The sequence below is a fragment of the Actinophytocola sediminis genome, assembly GCF_054779715.1.
On the sequence record NZ_BAAGXS010000057.1, the window covers coordinates 107,009 to 125,366 of the forward strand.

Genomic DNA, 18,358 nt, shown 5'->3' on the forward strand with positions numbered 1-18,358 from the left:
GCTTCTCCGTGGTGGGTCAGGGGTGGGTGGCCTCGGTGGTGATGGTGTGCAGGCGGGCGTGGAGTTCGCGCAGGAGGGCGCGGTCGGTGTGCACCTCGACGACGCGCAGGCCGGGGGCGGGGGTGATCGCGGAGCGGAGGGCGGCGCGGTCGGCGGCCAGGGTGTGCGGGACGTTGAGGGCGGTGCAGAGGGTGGCCAGGTCGGCGGCGTGCGGGGTGCCGAAGACGCGTTCGAAGCTCGCCTTGTGTTCGGCGGCGCCCTGTTCCAGCAGGGAGAAGATGCCGCCGCCGTTGTCGTTGTGCACCACGACGGTCAGGTCGGGGCGCGGTTCTGGCGGGCCGATCAGCAGCGCGTTCAGGTCGTGCAGGAAGGTCAGGTCGCCGACCAGCGCGTAGGTCGGCACGCTGGTGGACAGCGCCACCCCGGCCGCGGTCGAGACGTTGCCGTCGATGCCCGAGACGCCGCGGTTGGCGTAGATGGCGATGTCCGAGCGGGGCTCGGCCACCAGGTCCACGTCCCGGATCGGGTTCGACGAGCCGAGGAACAGGTTCGCCCCGCTCGGCAGGCCGGCGACCAGCTCGGCGGCCAGCTGCAGGCCGGTCGGCCACTCCTGCTCGCTGAGCAGCTTCTCCACCGCGGTCTGCGCGCTCATGTCGGCCTGGCGCCAGGCCGGCAGCCAGTCGGCGTCGATGCCCTCGATCAGCCCGAGGTCACCCTGGTCGAGCCAGCAGCGCGCCTGCGACACCACGTGCTGGGCATCGGCCCAGCCAGGCACGTCGCCGATCGCGTACACCCGCACCTGGCTGAGCAACCTGGCCACGCCCCGGGACAACGTCGGCCGGCCGACGACCACCACCACGTCCGGCCGCAGCTCCGCTGGCAGCTCGTCGGCCGCGAGCAGCAGCGACCCGTGCCGCAGCACGATCGCCCCACTGGACAGCGCCGCGGCCCGCGCGGTCGGCTCGGCCAACACCGGCCACCTGGCGCTCTCGGCCACCGACGCGGCGGCCACCGCCCGGTCGGCCCGGTCGGAGCCGATGATCATCAGAGTCCTGGCGGGCAGCGGGAAGTCCATCCCGCCCCGGGGCAGCGGCGGCGGCGCGGACACCGTCCAGCGCTGGCCGTCTGGCCTACCGTCCAACGAATCCGGCCACGGCGGCTCGAACGTCGGCACCAGCGGCTCCCGGAACGGGAGGTTCACCTGCACCGGACGGCCGTGCTCGGCCTCGGCCACCGCGCGGCAGACCAGGGCGCGCCACACGCCGTTCTGCCCGGCGATGCGCTCGGCGACCGGGAACTCGACCGACGTCGCGGCCGGGCCGTACAGGCCGCGCTGGTCGATCGTCTGGTTGGCGCCTACCCCGAGCAGCTCCGGCGGACGGTCCGCGGTCAGCGCCAGGATGCCGACCCCGGCATGGCTCGCCTCGAGCATCGCCGGGTGCAGGTTGGCCGCCGCCGTGCCGGAGGTGCAGGTCACCGCGACCGGCCGGCCGGCGCCCCTGGCCAGGCCGAGGGCGAGGAACGCCGCCGAGCGCTCGTCGATCCGCACGTGCAGGGTCAGCCGGTCGGCCTGCGCCGCCTCGAACAGCGCCATGGCCAGCGGCGCGTTGCGCGAGCCTGGGCAGAGCACCACATGCGGCACCCCGCAGCGCACCAGCTCGTCCACGATCACCCAGGCCTGGGCGGTCGCCGGATTCATCCCCACCACCAGCCCTGCATGACCCGCGCCCGCAGCGCGGCCAGCATCAGCTCGTGGCCGAACTCGTTCACCCCGACCGGCCGCTCGGCCTCGTCCGAGCCGAGCGCGCCGAGCACCCGCAGGCCGGCCAACGCCTCCGCGCGCAGCGCCAGCACCTCGGCGGTGGGCTCCACGTCCCCCGCGCCGGGCCGCCAGTCGTACTCGTCGAGGACCACCGCGATCCGGCGGTCGAGCGACCCCCGGTCGACCCGGTCCTCGAGCAGCAACATCGTGAACACGGTCTCCAGCACGTGTTGGCGGTACTCCGGGTCGGCCATGCCGATCAGCCTGCTGATCACCGCGCCGAACAGCGCCAGGTCGTCGACGATCGCGTCCTCGCCGAGGTAGGTGAGCCGCAGCCGGCCACCGTCGACGTCGACCAGGTCACAGTTCTGGGCCAAGTCGCGCAGCTGACCGACCGGCGGCCAGTGCGTCTCGCTGCGCCCGCCGCCCGGCCAGACCTGGTCGCGCGGCAGGGCGTCGACCAGCTGGGCGACCAGCTCGGTCGGCAGGTAGCCCGCCCTGGTCAGCTTGGCGCCCTGGTCGGCGCAGGCCTCCAGCAGCAGGCGCAGCGGGGCCAGCGGGGTGGTCGGGCGCAGGTCGTGGCGCGGGGTGCCGGCGATGTCGGGCTCGGTGCGCACCAGCAGCTCGCGCAGCGCGGAGCTGGGGGTCTGACGCGCCCAGTAGCGGATGCGCTCGCTGGTCATCGCCTGCGCGACCGTGCGCCTGCCCTCGTCGGCGAGGTTGCTGTTCAGCAGGTCGACGGCCAGCACCAGGCGCATGGTGTCGGTGCCCGGGGTGGCCAGCGGGATCTGCCCGTCCTCGATGGCGGTCTCCAGCGCGCGGGCGATCGCGTCGAACGCGGCCGCCTCGTAGGGACCCGGCTCCGACAGCCAGGCGATGTCCAGCTCGTCGGGGGGCAGCACACCGGACTCGTCCATCGCGCTGATCGCCAGCTCCGCGCAGCGGTCCTGGTCCTCGGCGGCGGCCAGCACCCGCTCGGTCCACTGGCCACGGCAGATCTCGGCGTACCTTGGCTCGCCGGTGAGCTCGAAGAACGCCCCGAACGCCTCGGCCACCGGCCGCCAGTCCACCGGGTCGCCGGCACGCACCAGCCTGGGCAGGATCAGCCACAGGTAGCGCTGCACGTCGAACTGTGAGGCGCGGTAACGGGCGTCCCCACCGGACAGACCTCGCCACGCCTCGCTGATCCGGCGGCCGGAAGCGAGGTCCCGGTCACACAGCAGGTCGAGCGCGGAGTCGACGTCATGCACTGGGTCAGCTTGACACGCCGCCCCAACAACCCGCGATTCACCGGGCGGTACCTCCAGCGATTCGCTGCCCATATGCTCGCCGGCGTGGCGACCCAACCCGTTTCCGAGCTGTTCGATCACACCGCGTGGCGGACGGTCGACGGCTTCGACTTCACCGACATCACCTACCACCGCGCCGTGGACACCGGCGCCGTGCGGATCGCGTTCGACCGGCCGGAGGTGCGCAACGCGTTCCGCCCGCACACCGTCGACGAGCTGTACCGCGCGCTGGACCACGCGCGGATGAGCGCCGATGTCGGCTGCGTGCTGCTCACCGGCAACGGCCCGTCGCCGCGCGACGGTGGCTGGGCATTCTGCTCCGGCGGCGACCAGCGCATCCGCGGCCGCACCGGCTACCAGTACGCCGCCGGCGAGACCGCGGACACGGTCGACCCGGCGCAGGCAGGCCGGCTGCACATCCTCGAGTGCCAGCGGCTGATCCGGTTCATGCCCAAGGTCGTGCTCGCCGTCGTGCCCGGCTGGGCGGCCGGCGGCGGCCACAGCCTGCACGTCACCTGTGATCTGACGCTGGCCAGCGAGGAGCACGCGCGCTTCAAGCAGACCGACGCCGATGTCGGCAGCTTCGACGCCGGGTACGGCTCGGCCTATCTCGCGCGGCAGATGGGCCAGAAGTTCGCCCGCGAGGTGTTCTTCCTTGGCCGGGCGTACACGGCCGCCGACATGTACCGGATGGGCGCGGTGAACGAGGTGGTGCCGCACGCCGACCTCGAGCGGACCGCGCTCGAGTGGGCGCGCGAGATCAACGGCAAGTCACCGACCGCGCGGCGCATGCTGAAGTACGCGTTCAACCTGATCGACGACGGTCTGGTCGGCCAGCAGCTGTTCGCCGGTGAGACCACGCGGCTGGCGTACATGACCGACGAGGCCGTCGAGGGCCGCGACGCGTTCCTGGAGAAGCGCGACCCGGACTGGTCGCCGTATCCGTTCTACTACTAACGCTCTCCTTTCTCCCCGAAGGGAAACCACATGGCCATCACCCTCGCCGTACTGGTCTCGTTGCTGGTCGGGCTGGTGTTCGGGTTCGGCCTCGGCCGTCGGCAGGGCATCTCCGAGGTCCGGCGCCAACTGCTGCGCGCCCAGCGCCGGGGCGAGGACCTGACCGACTTCCTCTGATCCGGGGTCGTGCGGCGACCATAGGCGCCGGCACCGACAATGACGTCGTGGCTGACGGCGTGCGGGTGGTCCTGCTTGACGGAACGGATGGCGTCGGCGAGCTGACCGACGCGCTGCGCGTGGCGCTGGCCGGCGACGGACCCGCGGTTCTGCCGCTGTCCCGCGCCGACCCCCGACACGACGACCTGGCCGCGCGGATGGCGCCGGACCGCCGGGTCGAGCCGGGCACCGCGCTGATCATCACCACGTCGGGGTCGACCGGCGCGGCCAAGGGCGTGCTGCTGTCCTCGGCCGCGCTGACCGCGTCGGCCAACGCGACCCACGCCCGGCTCGGCGGCCCCGGCCGGTGGCTGCTCACGCTGCCGGCCGAGCACGTGGCGGGTGTCCAGGTGATCGTCCGGTCGCTGCTCGCCGGGCACGAGCCCGTGGTCCGGGACCCGGCGCAAACGTTTGCCGAGACCGCTGACCAGTTCCTGCGCACCTCCGGGCCGCACTACACCGCGCTGGTGCCCACCCAGCTGGCCCGCCTGGTCGCGACCCCCGAGGTGCTGCGCCGGTTCGACGCGGTGCTGCTCGGCGGCGCGGCGACCCCGGCCCCGCTGCTCGACCGGGCGCTGGCGGCCGGCATCCGGGTGGTGACCACCTACGGCATGTCCGAGACCGCCGGCGGCTGTGTGTACGACCGGCGCCCGCTGGCCGGGGTCCGCGTGCGGACCGCGGGCGGCGTGATCGAGCTGTCCGGGCCAACCATCGCCAGCGGCTACCGGCTGGACCCCGAGGCCACCGCGACCGCGTTCACCGACGGCTGGTTCCGCACCGGCGACCTGGGCACCGTGCACCAGGACGGCACCCTCGAGGTGCACGGCCGGGCGGACTCGGTGATCAACACCGGCGGCGTGAAGATCGCCCCGGCCGCGGTGGAGGGCGTGCTCACCGCGCAGCCAGGGGTGGCCGAGGTGTGCGTGGTCGACCTGCCGGACGACGAGTGGGGGCAGGTGGTCGCGGCCGCGGTCGTGCCGGCCGACCCGGCGGCGCCACCCGAGATCGACGCCCTGCGCGCGGCCGTGCGGGCCGCGCTCGGCGGGCCGGCGGTGCCCAAGCTGGTCCGGTTCACCGACGCGCTGCCGCTGCGCGGGCCGGGCAAGATCGACCGCCGGGGAGTGCGCGCGGCGCTGCTGGGGTCTGCCTGACCGGGCCGGCGAGCGGGCGGCGATGATGAGCGCCATGGTCGCTACCGCCGCGCAGTGGGTTCAGGGGGCCCGGGTTCGGACGTTACCGAACTCGGTCGCGCCGGTCATCGTCGGCGCGGGCGCGGCCGGCGCGGTCGACCGGTTCAACTGGTGGGCCAGCGCACTGGCGCTGGTGGTGGCCCTCGCCCTGCAGGTCGGGGTGAACTACGCCAACGACTACTCCGACGGCATCCGCGGCACCGACGCCGCCAGGGTCGGCCCGCTGCGGCTGGTCGGGTCGGGGCTGGCGCGGCCGGCGACGGTGCGGCTGGCGGCCTTCGCCTGTTTCGGGCTGGCCTGCGTCGCCGGGCTGGTGCTGGTCGCGTTGACCGGGCTGTGGTGGATGGTGGCCATCGGGGTGGTGAGCGTCGCGGGGGCCTGGTACTACACCGGCGGCTCGCGGCCCTACGGGTACTCCGGCTGGGGCGAGGCGGCCGTGTTCGTGTTCTTCGGGCTGGTCGCGGTGTTGGGCACGCAGTACGTGCAGGCCGAGCGGGTGACCTGGCCGGGGGTCGCCGGGGCGCTGGCGCTCGGCGCGTTCTCGGCGGCCGTGCTGGTGGCCAACAACCTGCGCGACGTGCCGACCGACCAGGCGACCGGCAAGCGGACGCTCGCGGTCCGCCTCGGCGACCGGCGGACCAGGGTGCTCTACGTGCTGCTGGTGGCGGTGCCGTTCGTGGTGACGTTGCTCGCGGCGACGGCGACGCCGTGGGTGCTGGTGGCGCTGCTCGCGGGGGTCGTGGTGGCGCCCGCGGTGCGGATCGTGCTGGCCGGCCGGGACGGGCTCGCGCTCATCCCGGTGCTGCGGGACACCGCCATGGCCATGCTGGCCTGGGCGGTACTGGCCGGCCTGGCCATGGGGCTCAGCTAGGCCAGGTGCCGGTGGACAGGAACGTGGCTACGGTCGTCTCGTGCTCGGTCAGGGACAGGCCGTTGGCCGCGAGCCAGCCCTGGTCGTAGTAGGTGTTGGTGTACCGGTCGCCGGCGTCGCAGAGCAGGGTGACCACGCTGCCCGCGCGACCGGCCGCGCGTAACTCCGCGACCAGCTGGAACGCGCCCCACAGGTTGGTGCCGGTGGAGCCACCGACGCGCCGGCCGAGTAACGGCTCCACCGCGTGGATCGCGGCCAGCGACGCCGCGTCCGGGACCTTGATCATCCGGTCGATCACCTGGCCGATGAACGACGGCTCCACCCTCGGCCGGCCGATGCCCTCGATCCGCGAGCCCCGGCACGCGGTCAGCGCCGGCTCGGAGTCGCGCCAGGCGTCGAAGAAGACCGAGTGCTCCGGGTCGACCACCGCCAGCCGGGTGTGCAGCCTGCGGTAGCGCACGTAGCGGCCGATGGTCGCGCTCGTGCCGCCGGTGCCGGCGCCGACCACCACCCACTCCGGCTCCGGATGCGGCTCGAGCGCCATCTGCTCGAAGATCGACTCGGCGATGTTGTTGTTGCCGCGCCAGTCCGTGGCCCGCTCGGCGTGGGTGAACTGGTCCATGAAGTGGCCGTCGAGCTCGTCGGCGAGGCGGTGGGACTCCACGTAGAGCTGGCTTGGCTCATCGACGAAGTGGCAGCGGCCGCCCTGGCGCTCGATCAGCTCCACCTTCTCCGCGCTGGTCGTGCGCGGCATCACGGCGATGAACGGCAGGCCGAGCATCCTGGCGAAGTAGGCCTCGGACACCGCGGTCGACCCGGAGGAGGCCTCGATCACCGGCGTGCCGCCGACGATCCAGCCGTTGCACAGCGCGTACAGGAACAGCGACCTGGCCAGCCGGTGCTTGAGCGAGCCGGTCGGATGGGTCGACTCGTCCTTGAGGTAGAGCTGGACGTCCCAGTCCAGCGGCAGCGGGAACGGGATCAGGTGCGTGTCGGCGCTGCGGTTGGCGTCCGCCTCGATGATGCGCACCGCCTCGCACACCCAGCTCCTGGTCGCCTCGCTGCACCGGTCGATGGCCGACACCCGGCTAGTCCTCCTGCTCCTCGCCACGCAGCTGCGCACGCAGCCGGTCGCGTTCGGTGTCGCGGGTGGCGCCCCGCTCGGCCAGGCCGGTGGTCACCCGCTGGTTGAGGCGGCGGAAGATCAGCATCCCCAGCGGGAAGCCAACCACGACCGCGACCGCGAGGCTCACCAGCAGCGGCACGCCGAACACCACCAGCAGCACCGTGACCACGGCGACCAGCAACAGCCGCGCCGCCGTGTACAGCGCGATGTCGCGGCCGAGTGAGCCGGCTGGGCCGCCGGTCGGTCTAGTCGTCACTGCCATCGACCTCCGCGGTGTTCGGCCGGCCCTCGAACCGCGTCGAGAGGACCAGCGTGGTCCTGGTGCGCGCGATGCCGTCGATGCGCCGCAGCCGGCCGAGAGTCTGCTCCAGCTCGTCGACGTTCGCGACCCGCACCTTCACCACGAACGACTCGTCGCCCGCGACCCGGTAGCAGGACTCCACCTCCGACAGCAGCGCGAGCGACGCGGCGACGTCCTCGTCGTCGGCGACGTCGGTGGAGTGGATGCCGATCAGCGCGGTCACGCCGAGGCCGACCGCGGACGGGTCGACCATCGCGTGGTAGCCGGTGATCACGCCGGTGGTCTCGAGCTTGCCGACCCGCTCGTGCACGGCGGAGGCCGACAGGCCGACCTGCCGGCCGAGCTCGGCGTAGGTCGCCCGGCCGTTCTCCCGCAGCGCGGCGATGATCCGCTGGTCGACGGTGTCCACGCCCGGGACTCTAGCGTCCCGCCCAGGACGCCCGAACCAGCCGTTTTGTCCCTTACTACCTCTTTACCATCAGACAACCGTTCGAGTACCTGACGGGCGAGATGCCACGATTGGCAGGTCCGGTTCCTGCACCAAGAGGAGGACACGTGACCACAGCTCACGTTGGCGAGCGGCTGCTGACCCCCGGCGAGGTCGCCGCGTTGTTCCGGGTCGACCCCAAAACGGTCACCCGCTGGGCGACCGCCGGTCGCATCGGCTCGATCCGGACGCCGGGCGGCCACCGTCGCTTCCGGGAGTCCGAGGTCAAGACCCTGCTCGCGGAGCTGACGACGGAGGCGACCAAGTCCGACGGACCCGCGTGACATATCGGCCACCCCCCACGCCCCCGGAAACGGAACAAACGGGCTAATCTCGGTAGCAGAACTTTCGGGAGGTGGCACGATGCTGTATTTGCTCGCCGCGGTCGGCGCGGTCTGCGTCGCCGTGTTGTTGTGGCGGGCGTTCGTGTCGAACCCCGCTGAGGTGAGCGAACGTCGACCGACGCGACCGACCCGGCCAACCCGCCCAGGACGTCCGAGTCGTCCGGCGCCGCTGGCCCCGGACGACGATCCGGAGTTCCTCCGCGGGCTCGGCAAGCAGAAGCCGCCGGCCGACCCCGACGGCAAGCAGCCGCCGGCGGCCTGAGGCCGGTCAGCGCATGTAGTAGAACTCGCTCGGGAAGCCGTCGGCCACGGTCGCGGCCAGGTCGAGCAGTGCGAGCCGGGTCGGCGCGCCGAGGCGGTCGAGCTCGATCTCCGCGCCCTCTTCCAGATGCGGGTCGAACGGGATGCGGCACACGGCCCGGCAGCGGGCGCCGAAGTGTTGACCGAGCTTGTCCAGGTCGACCGAGCCCGCCCGGGGGCGGACCGAGTTGATCACCGCCACCGAGCGGGAGACCAGGTCGCGGTAGCCGTGCACGTCCAGCCAGTCCAGCGTCGCCGACGCGCTGCGGGCGCCGTCCACCGAGCCGGAGGACACGATGACCAGCGAGTCGGCGATGTCCAGTACGCCCTTCATCGCCGAGTGCATCAGGCCGGTGCCGCAGTCGGTGAGCACGATGTTGTAGAAGTGCTCGAGCAGCGCGACCGTGCGCCGGTAGTCGTCCTCGCTGAAGGCCTCGGAGACCGCGGGGTCCTGCTCGCTGGCGAGGACCTCCAGCCGGCTGGGGCCCTGGGAGGTGTAGGCGCGGATGTCGCTGTAGCGGTGGATCCGGTCGGCGTCGCGCAGCAGGTGGCGGACGGTCGCGGTGGTCTCGAGCGGGATCTTCTGGCTCAGCGTGCCCCGGTCGGGGTTGGCGTCCACGGCGATCACCCGGTCGCCGCGCAGTGAGGCGAAGGTCGAGCCGAGAGTGGTCGTGGTGGTGGTCTTGCCGACGCCGCCCTTGAGGCTGAGCATGGCGATCTTGTAGCAGCCGCGCAGGGGTTGGTTGACCCTGGCGATCAGCTCGCGGCGGTTGAGGTCCGACGGGCTCTCGCCGACGTTGATCAGGTGACCGCTGGCCACGTAGACGGCCTTGCGCCAGCCGGACTGGGGGCGGCGCTTGGTCTGCTTGATCAGTTTGGCGGAGGTGAGCTCGTCGGCGGACCGGCGGTCCTGCCTTGCCTGCGCCTGCTGGTGCTGTTGTTGCTGGTAGACGGTCTGCGGGTAGGGCTGCTGCACCGGCTGCGGGCCGGAGGGGGTGGCCTCGGCGTAGCCGGGCGGGGCCTGGTGCGGGCCGGAGGCCGCCGGGTCGCTGTACTGGTGCGGGCCGGTGGTGTTCGGGTTCCCGTACTGGTGGGGACCGGACGCGGCCGGGTCGTTGTACTGGTGCGGACCGGAGGCATTCGGGTCGCCGTACTGGTTTCCGTACTGGTGCGGACCGGAGGCGTTCGGATCGCCGTACTGGCCGGCGGCGTTCTGGTTCCCGTGCTGCGGCGGACCGGAGGCGTTCTGGTCGTTGTACTGGCCGGCGGGGTTCTGGTTTCCGAACTGCTGCGGGCCGGACGGGGTCCGCTCGACGTAGTGCGTGTTCACCGTGGCCGGGTCGACATACTGCGGCGTGCTCGCCGGCTGGCCGGCGGCGGCCGAACTCGGTTGCTGCTCTTCGGGACCCGGATCGGTGTAGTGCGGTTGGGGGTGCTGACCGGGCGGCGTCGGACCTGTCGAACCGGTGCGGGCGTCCTCCCCGAAATGGGACACCGGCTGCTGGGGACCGAAATCCCCGCTCGCCGCGGCACCCTCGGCTCGCGGCCGCTGCCCGGATGGCAGCCAGGAGAAATCCGGACCTGCGCCAGCCGTGTCCGGCTCGCCGTCGCGCGCACTCACCGCTGGGTTCCTCCCTGAAAACTGCCCGGACCGCTCCGCCCGCGACGGTAGTCGCAGCATTGGGCGAGCGTCGACACGGGGCCTGCCGGTCTTCGCACCAGCAACCGTGACAGTTCGAGCAGCGTTCAGACAGGGTCCGCGCGGTGTCCGCGCCGAAACGTTAGCTACCGAGCAGGTCCCCAAGCGGGTTGATCATCGTCATGGCCGGCTGGTCGCCGCCGCTGAGAATGCCGGTCACCGGCGCCAGCACGTCGCCGACCGTGTCGGTAACCGGGGTGACCACGTCGCCGACGGTGTCGGTCACGCCCTCGACCAGACCGGTCTGCTGTTCCTGGGCCGGGGCGGGCGTCGGCGCGGGGGCCGGGGCCGGTGTGGGAGCCGGGGTCGGTGCTGGCGTGGACACCTGGCCGCCGCCGGAACCACTGGAGGAACCACCGGACGAACCGTTCCCGCCGGTGGCCGGGGACTGGTAACGCTGGTCGGGGACCGGGGCCGGCACGTTGGTCACCGGTGCGCGCTCGGCGGGTCTGGTCTCCGCCCGCGCGCTGTCGTCATCCCGGTCGCTGCTCGGCGGTGCGACGGCCGGGCCGCCGATGTCGTTGTTGCTGTGGCCAGGCGAGGCGGGCGCGTGTTCCGGCGCGGCGCCGGTGGCCAGTGGCGCGGCGTTCTCGGTCAGGCCGAGCGCGCCGGCCGCGAACGTGCCGGCGACGAGCAGCGCACCGGCGGCCACCCCGAAGCTCCACCGGCGGGCGCCGGCGCGCTCGTCGACTTCCTCGGGATCGTCGAAGGTCTTGCGCAGACCCAGCGGATGATCGCGACGTAAATGCCGCTCATCTGGTACTCGTTCGTGACCGCCGTAGGTAGCCGCGTAGCTCACTTGCACCCTCCCTGGCCTGAATCTCTCACCCGTACGGGTGACAGAGGCGAACCCCGGTGGCGGAGAGTACTGATCTCTTGGCAGCTTGTCTAATAAGGCTGGTCAGCCGCCCGCGTACGAGTGCAGGCCGGCGACCACCAGGTTGATGAAGAACAAGTTGAACAACATGGTCGCGAACGCCACGATGTTGATCACCGCGGCCAGTCCGCCGCGCCAGCCGGCGAGCGCCCGCGCATGCAGGTACGCGGCATAGATGATCCACGCGATGAACGTGACCGTCTCCTTGGGATCCCAGTCCCAGAACCGGCCCCACGCCGACTCGGCCCAGATCGCGCCGAAGATCACGCCCGCGGTGAAGACGGGGAAGGCGAACACCGTGGTGCGGTAGGCGACCTGGTCGAGCACGGCCGCGGCGGGCAGCCTGCGCCCTATCCGCCAGTCGCTGACCTTCACCAGGTAGAGCACCGACGCCACGCCCGGCACGAGCACCATGCCGCTGCCGAGCGCGATGGCGAAGACGTGGATCACCAGCCAGTAGGACTGCAGCGCCGGCTGCACCGGAGCGGCGTCGCTGTAGAGAACCACGCCGCCGAGGAACATCAGCACGATCACCGGCAACAGCACCCACACCGACAGGTGCTGGATGGGGAACCGGCGCAGCACGATCAGCCAGGTGATCACCGCGACCAGGCACACCGTGGCGCCGAACTCGTACATGTTGCCCCACGGCACCCGCTCGGTGGCGAGCCCGCGCAGCGCCAACGCGGCCAGGTGCATGGTGACCCCGAGCACGATCAGCGCGACCGACATCCGGCCGAACCGGCGGGCCCGCTCCCCGGTCGGCCGATCCGGCTCGTCGCCGGTGGTCTCCTCGGGCGGCGGCGCCGGCGCGCCGGCGCCGACCAGCTCGCGCGCGCGCTCGACCCGGGGCGCCCGGCGGCCGAAGGCCTGGTCGAACAGGGAGAACAGCATCGCGAGCACGTAGACGCCGACGGCAACGCCGTAGCACCAGTCGCTGTAGGTGGAGAGCGTCTCGTTGACCGGCATCAGGTTTCCCTTCCCGCGGCGACGTCCTGTTTGTCGACGTCAGTCGCTGCCCCCTGCGGCAACAGATCGTCGGCGATCCTGCCGAACTCCTCGCCGTAACCGGCCTGGTCGGTGCGTGCCAGACCGCCGAGCAGGACCACGGTACGACGATCACCGTCCTCGCCGGTGCCCGGGGTTGCCCGCACCCACACCCGCCGGCGCTTGATCAGCAGCGACGTGCACAGGCCGAGGACCAGCAGCACCGCGAAGCCGAGCACCCACACCTGCGCCGGGTCGTGCGAGACCTGGAGGTAGGCGAAGCGCTCGACGTCGTCGAAGCGGACCACGGTGCCGTCGTCGAGCCGGACTTCCTCGCCGGGACGCAGGTTGGCCCTGGCCACCCGCTCCAGCTTGCCCTCGTCCACGAGGGACTGATCGATCTCGAAGATCGACTGGCCGCGGCCGGAGTTCGTGCCGAGGTCGCCGCGCATGACGTCGATCGCGACGGCCGGATCGCGCAGGTCCGGGAACGCCGAGCCGAGCAGGTCGCCCTGCAGGGCCGCGGTCGGCGCGAACAGGCCGGTGACCGCGAGCTGCTGCTCGCGCCGCTGCGCCGGATCGGTGACGCCGGGCGGGTCGAACTTGGTCGCGCCCTCGGACAGGTAGGTGAGCTGGTCGACCGGCCGCCACTGGACGGTCTGCGTGCGCTGCTCGCCGTTGGGGAAGGTGATGGTGAACGTCGGCGCGTAGCCGTTGCCGAGCAGGTAGACCCGGTCGCCGGCGATCCGCAGCGGGTCGTTCACCTCGAGCGGGTATGGCCGCCAGGTGTTGGTCGTGAGGTCATCGCCGACCTGGTACTCGATGTCGGCGCGGAAGAAGTCGGCCTGCCCGTTGGCCAGGTAGTGCGCGTTGAAGCCGTTGACCCGCACGCAGAACTCGTTCAGCTCGGTGCCGTCGACCCGTAGGCCGGGGCTGAACGAGTCGTAGGCGAAGGTGCCGGAGTTGCAGAACTCCGCGCCGTCGGCGAGGACGACCACCTGGCCCTCGTAGCTGAACATCTTGCCGAGCGCGAGCGCGACGATCAGCCCGAGCATGGCGAAGTGGAACACCAGGTTGCCGGTCTCGCGCAGGTAGCCGCGCTCGGCGCTGATGCTGACCGCGCCGTCGGCCTCGGTCCGCTCCTCGATCCGCCAGCCGCGTAACCGCTGCCTGGCCGCGCGCATGACCTCGGCGACGTCCTGGTCGGTGTCGCCCTGCCGGTGGTGTGGCAGGCGGGCGAGGTTGCGGGGGGTGATGACCGGCCGGGCGCGCAGTGCCCGCAGGTACTCGAAGGTGCGCGGGGTGAGGCAGCCGACGAGGGAGACGAACAGCAGCAGGTAGATCGCGGAGAACCAGACGCTGGCGTAGACGTCGTAGAAGCCGAGGTCGCCGAGCAGCGTGCCCCACCAGCCGTTGGCCGCGATGAACTCGTCGACCTTGACCGCGTTGAGGTCGCGCTGTGGGAGCAGTGCGCCGGGCATCGCCGCGAGCGCGAGCAGGAACAGCAGGAACAGCGCCGTGCGCATCGAGGTGAGGCCGCGCCAGGTGTTGCGTAGGAAGGCGATCACAGCGGGAGCTCCGTGGTTTGGACCACGGCGTCGCGCAGCCAGGCGGTGAGCTCGCCCCAGAGCCCGGTGACCAGCAGCACGCCGACGACGAACAGCAGGCCACCGCCGACGAGCTGGATGGTGCGGCTGTTGGCGCGCAGCCAGCCGCTGGTGCGCACCGTCCAGCGGGCACCGAGTGCGATGACCAGGAACGGCAGGCCGAGGCCGACGCAGTAGAGGAGCACCAGGAAGTAGCCGCGGGCCGCGGTGCCCCCGGTGCTGGTTGCCATGATCATCACACTGGACAGCGTCGGCCCGAGGCAGGGCGTCCAGCCGAGGCCGAAGATCGCGCCGAGCACCGGCGCACCGGCCAGGCCGATCCGGGGCACGCGGTGGATGCGCACATCCCGCTGCAGGCCGGGGATCAGGCCGACGAACACCAGCGCCATGGCGATCGTGACCACGCCGCCGATGCGCTGCAGGAGGTCCTCGTTGACCAGCAGCGCGTCCGCGAGCCACACCATGCTGCCGATGGTCGCGGCGAACACGACGGTGAACCCGAGCACGAACAGGCCGGCCGCACCGACCACCCGCCAGCGGCCCGCGACCGGCTCGGGGGCCGGTGCCGGCTCCGGCACCGACTCGGCCGGGGCGCCCGCACCCGCGGCGACCTTGACCGGCGGGGCGTCCGCGCCGACCAGTGCCGCGAGGTAGGCGAGGTAGCCGGGGACGAGCGGGACCACACAGGGCGAGGCGAAGGAGATCAACCCGGCGAGCAGCGCCACCCCACCGGCCAGCAGGAGCGGGCCGTCGAAGGCGAGAGTGGTGGGATCCACGGCCCTCAGGGTAAGCACCGGCACCGACACCCCGACCGCGGGGCCGTGAATGGTGAACTCGCCCGGTGGGAGCGTTGGACTCGCGAGTCACGAACGTTGGACTCGCGGGGTCAGGGCTCGGCGAGGAGGCGTTCTGTCACCGAGTGCAGGTCCTCGGCGAGGAGGGCCCGGATGTAGACGGCGGCCACTCGGTGTTTGGTGTCCAGGACGATGGTGGAGGGGACGACCGAGCGGGGGTAGCCCTTGAGAGCGAGCAGGGAGCGGCCGGGCGGGTCGTAGATCGACGGGTAGGTCAGGCCGGTGTCGCGGACGAAGTCCTGGGGAGCGGCGCGGTCCGGGTCGCGGACGTTGACGCCAAGGACGGTGAGGCCCTCGTCCTTGTAGTCCTCGTAGAGCTGCTGGAGCTCGGTGGTCTCCGCGCGGCAGGGGCCGCACCAGGCGCCCCAGAGGTTCAGCACGACGACGTCGCCATCGAAGTCGGACACGGCGACGTCCGCGCCCTCGTTCATCAGGTCCTCGCCGGAGATCTCGGGCGCCTCCTGGCGGTCCTCGACGTCGTAGAAGATCTCCGTCTGGCCGCCGGGGGACACGAAGCGGAACTCCGTGCCCCGCACGACCGCGTCGGTGCCGGTCGTGCAGGCCGGCAGGACGAGCAGCAGGACCAACAGCAGTCGTCTCATGCGCCGGTCACCTTCGGGCTGGACGCCCCGGCCGGCTCGGCGTAGCGGATCGCGACCAGGCGCTCGTCGGTGAACACCAGGCTGGTCAACGACGCCAACGAGCACTGGCGGCGGCGTGGGTCGTGCCACAGGCGCTTGCCCTCGAGATACCTGCGGATGGTCCAGATCGGCAGCTGGTGGGAGACGCACACCGCCTCGTGGCCCTCGGCATGCTGCCGCGCGCGGTACACCGCGGCCAGCATCCGGCGGGCGATCTGCAGGTACGGCTCGCCCCAGGACGGCAGGAACGGATTGTGCAGCTGGGGCCAGTGGCGGGGAGAGCGCAGCGCGCCGTCACCCACCGCGACCCGCTGGCCCTCGAACTTGTTGTCCGCCTCGATCAGCTGCTCGTCGGTGGCCAGCGTGAGCTGGTGGGCGTCGGTGATCGGGCCCGCGGTCTGCTGCGCGCGCTGCAGCGGGGAGGCCACCACGTGCCGGATGTCGTTGCCCGCCAGGTGTTCGGCGACGATCAGCGCCTGCCGGCGACCCAGCTCGGACAGGTTGAAGCCGGGCAGCCTGCCGTAGAGGATGCCTGTCGGGTTGTGCACCTCACCATGACGCACCAGGTGCACGGTGGTGTTCGTACTCATGCCGGCCCCTCGCCGGCGGCGGCCGCCGCGGCCGGCAGGGCGGCGGCGATGATCTCGAACGACTCGTCGTCCATCGCCGCGTTCACGAACCAGGCCTCGAACGCGCTCGGCGGCGGGTAGACGCCCCTGGCCAGCAGCGCGTGGAACAGCGCCGGGTACCGGCCGATCGCGGTGGCCTTCGCGGCCGCATAGTCGACCACCGGCTCCCCGGTGAAGAACACCGAAAGCAGGTTGCCGGCGAACTGGACCCGGTGCTCGACGCCGGCCGAGGTCAGCGCCGATCCCAGCAGCTCGCCGAGCCTGTTGGCGTTCGCGTCCAGCGCGGAGTACACCGCCGGGGTCGCGGCCCGCAGCGAGGCCAGGCCGGCGGCGACCGCCACCGGGTTCCCGGACAGCGTGCCCGCCTGGTAGACCGGGCCGGCAGGCGCGAGCGCGGCCATGACCTCGGCCCGCCCGCCGAAGGCCGCCGCCGGCAGCCCGCCGGACATGACCTTGCCGAACGTGTAGAGGTCGCCGGCCACCGGATCCAGGCCGTACCAACCGGCGCCCGACACCCGGAACCCGGTCATCACCTCGTCCATCACCAGCAACGCGCCGTGCGCGGAGCACAGCTCGCGCAGGCCGGCGTTGAACCCCGGCGCCGGCGGCACCACGCCCATGTTGCCGGCCGCCGCCTCGGTGATCACCGCCGCGATCTCCGCGCCGCGCTCGGCGAAGGCGACCCGCACGGCCTCGAGATCGTTGTACGGCAGCACGATGGTGTCCGCGGCGGACGCGCCGGTCACCCCGGGCGAGGTCGGCAGGCCAAGCGTGGCGACCCCGGAGCCGGCGTCGGCGAGCAGCGCGTCCACGTGCCCGTGGTAGCAGCCGGCGAACTTGACGACCACCCGCCGGCCGGTGAAGCCGCGGGCCAGCCGGATCGCGCTCATCGTGGCCTCGGTGCCCGAGTTGACCAGGCGCACCTGGTCGACCGGGCCGACGCGCGCGATCAGCTCCTCGGCCAGCTCGATCTCGCCCTCGGTCGGGGTGCCGAACGACAGCCCGGCCATCGCCGTCGCGCGCACCGCGTCGACCACCGGCGGATGGGCGTGCCCGTGGATCATCGGCCCCCACGAGGAGACCAGGTCGACATAGCGGTTGCCGTCGGCGTCCCACAGGTACGGGCCGTCACCCCGGACCATGAACCTCGGCGTGCCGCCGACCGCCTGGAACGCGCGCACCGGCGAGTTCACCCCGCCCGGGGTGACCTGCCGCGCCCGCTCGAACAGCTCCGCCGAACGGCGTGCGGTACCCACCTCAGTCGTCACGAGCCACCTTCGCCGATCGGTTGACATGCCTTGGCCGGGTGCGCACCCCGAGCACGAGCTGGCGCACCGCGTCCACCACCAGCAGCCCGGCGAGCGCGCCGAAGCCGATCGCGGCGCCGAGCCAGTTGCCGTAGACGCGTTCGGCGATCACCTCGGTGCCCTCCGAGGTCACCGTGACGATCGTGCTGAAACCCCGCGGCCAGGCCCAGAACGCGGCGGCCACCAGGCCACCGGCGACCAGCAGCTCGAGCACCGCGATGATCGCGCGGCCCGGTCGGTGCAGGGTGGCCGGTTCGGTCGGCGGGGGCGCGACCAACTGGCCGGCCGCCTGTGGTGCGGTCACGACGGCAAGCCTTTCATGTGGGGAACTCCGCTCATCGGCGCTGACGCCCGGCCAGACGGCGCTTGCGGTGCTCGGCGAAGAAGCGGGTGGACTCCGGGCGGAACATGTAGATCACCGCGGTGACCAGGAAGGCGACCTCGGCGAGGTTCCACATCAGCCCCAGCTCCGCGCCGCTGCTGGCCATCGCGCTGAGGAAGCTCATCGCGCCGACGACCGCGAACGCGGTGATCACGATCCGGGCCCAGTTGCGGCCGGCGCGCATCTTGGTCGCGAACAGCAGCCACAGGCCGAGGAACAGCGCGATGCCGAAGCCCATCGCGACCCGGAGCATGCCCAGCGTGCCGGCCACGTCCTGCTCGCTGTCGGGCAGTCCGGCGTTGGCCAGGGTGTCGCGGGCGAGCAGCGTCAGCTGTTCGCGGTCGAGCAGCACGGTGACGACCGTGGCGACCGCGCCGACCACCGCACCGGCGAGGCTCGCCTGGTAGGCGGTGTCGACCGCCTTCGGCCGGGGGATCTCGCCGGTCATGCCGTCCCGGATGGGCGGCATCGGCTCCCAGTTGCCGTCATCGTGCTGGTTGGCCACCCCACCATTGAACATGACGACGCCCAG

Annotated in this window: 21 protein-coding genes; 6 read left to right on the plus strand and 15 right to left on the minus strand. The window is 72.2% G+C overall.

Features of this window, described 5'->3' with window-relative positions:
* Window positions 1-16: 16 nt before the first annotated feature.
* On the minus strand, window positions 17-1,699 hold the full coding sequence (gene menD, locus ACYVIP_RS28860; RefSeq protein ID WP_460401914.1) for a 2-succinyl-5-enolpyruvyl-6-hydroxy-3-cyclohexene-1-carboxylic-acid synthase: 1,683 nt from the start codon (window positions 1,697-1,699) through the stop codon (window positions 17-19).
* A complete protein-coding gene (locus ACYVIP_RS28865) occupies window positions 1,696-3,012 on the minus strand; it encodes a hypothetical protein (RefSeq protein ID WP_460401916.1) in 1,317 nt (438 codons plus the stop codon). Before ACYVIP_RS28865 ends, menD begins: the two co-directional genes overlap by 4 nt.
* 72 nt (window positions 3,013-3,084) lie before the next feature.
* Here ACYVIP_RS28865 and ACYVIP_RS28870 point away from each other — a divergent pair, with 72 nt between their 5' ends.
* The 4 genes from ACYVIP_RS28870 to ACYVIP_RS28885 are packed head-to-tail and all read left to right on the plus strand — an operon-like array spanning window position 3,085 to window position 6,285.
* A complete protein-coding gene (locus ACYVIP_RS28870; protein ID WP_460401918.1) occupies window positions 3,085-4,008 on the plus strand; it encodes a 1,4-dihydroxy-2-naphthoyl-CoA synthase in 924 nt (307 codons plus the stop codon).
* A 30-nt stretch (window positions 4,009-4,038) separates the two neighbouring features.
* Window positions 4,039-4,185, plus strand: coding sequence for a hypothetical protein (locus tag ACYVIP_RS28875; protein ID WP_460401920.1), 147 nt, complete (start codon window positions 4,039-4,041; stop codon window positions 4,183-4,185).
* Window positions 4,186-4,244: 59 nt separating this feature from the next.
* Entirely contained in the window at window positions 4,245-5,375 is a 1,131-nt protein-coding gene (menE, locus tag ACYVIP_RS28880; protein ID WP_460402024.1) for an o-succinylbenzoate--CoA ligase, read from the plus strand.
* A 34-nt stretch (window positions 5,376-5,409) separates the two neighbouring features.
* Entirely contained in the window at window positions 5,410-6,285 is an 876-nt protein-coding gene (locus ACYVIP_RS28885; protein WP_460401922.1) for a 1,4-dihydroxy-2-naphthoate polyprenyltransferase, read from the plus strand.
* Here the strand turns inward: ACYVIP_RS28885 and cds1 are convergent.
* From cds1 to ACYVIP_RS28900, 3 genes are read right to left on the minus strand one after another with little or no spacing between them, the layout of a single operon-like run.
* Window positions 6,278-7,369 (minus strand): L-cysteine desulfhydrase Cds1, encoded by a 1,092-nt coding sequence (gene cds1, locus ACYVIP_RS28890; protein ID WP_460401924.1) that lies wholly within the window; start codon window positions 7,367-7,369, stop codon window positions 6,278-6,280. The genes ACYVIP_RS28885 and cds1 overlap by 8 nt on opposite strands.
* Before the next feature lie 4 nt (window positions 7,370-7,373).
* Entirely contained in the window at window positions 7,374-7,667 is a 294-nt protein-coding gene (locus tag ACYVIP_RS28895; RefSeq protein ID WP_460401926.1) for a DUF4229 domain-containing protein, read from the minus strand.
* A complete protein-coding gene (locus ACYVIP_RS28900; protein ID WP_460401928.1) occupies window positions 7,657-8,121 on the minus strand; it encodes an Lrp/AsnC family transcriptional regulator in 465 nt (154 codons plus the stop codon). Before ACYVIP_RS28900 ends, ACYVIP_RS28895 begins: the two co-directional genes overlap by 11 nt.
* Window positions 8,122-8,267: 146 nt before the next feature.
* Between ACYVIP_RS28900 and ACYVIP_RS28905 the strand changes: the two genes are divergently transcribed.
* Entirely contained in the window at window positions 8,268-8,483 is a 216-nt protein-coding gene (locus ACYVIP_RS28905; RefSeq protein WP_460401930.1) for a BldC family transcriptional regulator, read from the plus strand.
* A 79-nt stretch (window positions 8,484-8,562) separates the two neighbouring features.
* Window positions 8,563-8,805, plus strand: coding sequence for a hypothetical protein (locus ACYVIP_RS28910; protein WP_460401932.1), 243 nt, complete (start codon window positions 8,563-8,565; stop codon window positions 8,803-8,805).
* A 6-nt stretch (window positions 8,806-8,811) separates the two neighbouring features.
* Here the strand turns inward: ACYVIP_RS28910 and ACYVIP_RS28915 are convergent, their stop codons facing one another.
* From ACYVIP_RS28915 to ACYVIP_RS28960, 10 genes are all read right to left on the minus strand, one after another.
* Window positions 8,812-10,173, minus strand: a complete 1,362-nt coding sequence (locus tag ACYVIP_RS28915) for an AAA family ATPase (protein ID WP_460402026.1) — start codon at window positions 10,171-10,173, stop codon at window positions 8,812-8,814.
* Window positions 10,174-10,624: 451 nt separating this feature from the next.
* Window positions 10,625-11,341, minus strand: coding sequence for a hypothetical protein (locus ACYVIP_RS28920; RefSeq protein ID WP_460401934.1), 717 nt, complete (start codon window positions 11,339-11,341; stop codon window positions 10,625-10,627).
* A 102-nt stretch (window positions 11,342-11,443) separates the two neighbouring features.
* The gene (gene ccsB, locus ACYVIP_RS28925) at window positions 11,444-12,388 is read right to left on the minus strand and encodes a c-type cytochrome biogenesis protein CcsB (protein WP_460401936.1); all 945 of its coding nucleotides are present in this window, start codon (window positions 12,386-12,388) and stop codon (window positions 11,444-11,446) included.
* Window positions 12,388-13,932 carry a cytochrome c biogenesis protein ResB gene (gene resB, locus ACYVIP_RS28930; RefSeq protein WP_460402028.1) on the minus strand — a complete coding sequence of 515 codons (1,545 nt, stop codon included), beginning with the start codon at window positions 13,930-13,932 and terminating at the stop codon, window positions 12,388-12,390. Before resB ends, ccsB begins: the two co-directional genes overlap by 1 nt.
* Before the next feature lie 38 nt (window positions 13,933-13,970).
* Window positions 13,971-14,798 carry a cytochrome c biogenesis CcdA family protein gene (locus ACYVIP_RS28935; protein ID WP_460402030.1) on the minus strand — a complete coding sequence of 276 codons (828 nt, stop codon included), beginning with the start codon at window positions 14,796-14,798 and terminating at the stop codon, window positions 13,971-13,973.
* Window positions 14,799-14,899: 101 nt separating this feature from the next.
* The gene (locus ACYVIP_RS28940) at window positions 14,900-15,469 is read right to left on the minus strand and encodes a TlpA family protein disulfide reductase (protein ID WP_460401938.1); all 570 of its coding nucleotides are present in this window, start codon (window positions 15,467-15,469) and stop codon (window positions 14,900-14,902) included.
* The gene (locus ACYVIP_RS28945; protein WP_460401940.1) at window positions 15,466-16,098 is read right to left on the minus strand and encodes a histidine phosphatase family protein; all 633 of its coding nucleotides are present in this window, start codon (window positions 16,096-16,098) and stop codon (window positions 15,466-15,468) included. Before ACYVIP_RS28945 ends, ACYVIP_RS28940 begins: the two co-directional genes overlap by 4 nt.
* The gene (gene hemL / locus ACYVIP_RS28950; protein WP_460401942.1) at window positions 16,095-17,405 is read right to left on the minus strand and encodes a glutamate-1-semialdehyde 2,1-aminomutase; all 1,311 of its coding nucleotides are present in this window, start codon (window positions 17,403-17,405) and stop codon (window positions 16,095-16,097) included. Before hemL ends, ACYVIP_RS28945 begins: the two co-directional genes overlap by 4 nt.
* Window positions 17,395-17,748, minus strand: a complete 354-nt coding sequence (locus ACYVIP_RS28955) for a hypothetical protein (RefSeq protein WP_460401944.1) — start codon at window positions 17,746-17,748, stop codon at window positions 17,395-17,397. The genes hemL and ACYVIP_RS28955 overlap by 11 nt, the downstream gene beginning before the upstream one ends.
* A 31-nt stretch (window positions 17,749-17,779) precedes the next feature.
* Window positions 17,780-18,331 (minus strand): hypothetical protein, encoded by a 552-nt coding sequence (locus ACYVIP_RS28960; RefSeq protein ID WP_460401946.1) that lies wholly within the window; start codon window positions 18,329-18,331, stop codon window positions 17,780-17,782.
* Window positions 18,332-18,358: the final 27 nt, after the last annotated feature.

What these genes read in the sequence shown, in the direction of transcription:
- ACYVIP_RS28940 (WP_460401938.1), bottom strand. Translation starts at nt 15,469, where the DNA reads ATGAGACGACTGCTGTTGGTCCTGCTGCTCGTCCTGCCGGCCTGCACG.
- ACYVIP_RS28870 (WP_460401918.1), top strand. Translation starts at nt 3,085, where the DNA reads ATGCTCGCCGGCGTGGCGACCCAACCCGTTTCCGAGCTGTTCGATCAC.
- ACYVIP_RS28885 (WP_460401922.1), top strand. Translation starts at nt 5,410, where the DNA reads ATGGTCGCTACCGCCGCGCAGTGGGTTCAGGGGGCCCGGGTTCGGACG.
- ACYVIP_RS28910 (WP_460401932.1), top strand. Translation starts at nt 8,563, where the DNA reads ATGCTGTATTTGCTCGCCGCGGTCGGCGCGGTCTGCGTCGCCGTGTTG.
- menD (WP_460401914.1), bottom strand. Translation starts at nt 1,699, where the DNA reads ATGAATCCGGCGACCGCCCAGGCCTGGGTGATCGTGGACGAGCTGGTG.
- ACYVIP_RS28945 (WP_460401940.1), bottom strand. Translation starts at nt 16,098, where the DNA reads ATGAGTACGAACACCACCGTGCACCTGGTGCGTCATGGTGAGGTGCAC.
- resB (WP_460402028.1), bottom strand. Translation starts at nt 13,932, where the DNA reads ATGCGCACGGCGCTGTTCCTGCTGTTCCTGCTCGCGCTCGCGGCGATG.
- ACYVIP_RS28875 (WP_460401920.1), top strand. Translation starts at nt 4,039, where the DNA reads ATGGCCATCACCCTCGCCGTACTGGTCTCGTTGCTGGTCGGGCTGGTG.
- ccsB (WP_460401936.1), bottom strand. Translation starts at nt 12,388, where the DNA reads ATGCCGGTCAACGAGACGCTCTCCACCTACAGCGACTGGTGCTACGGC.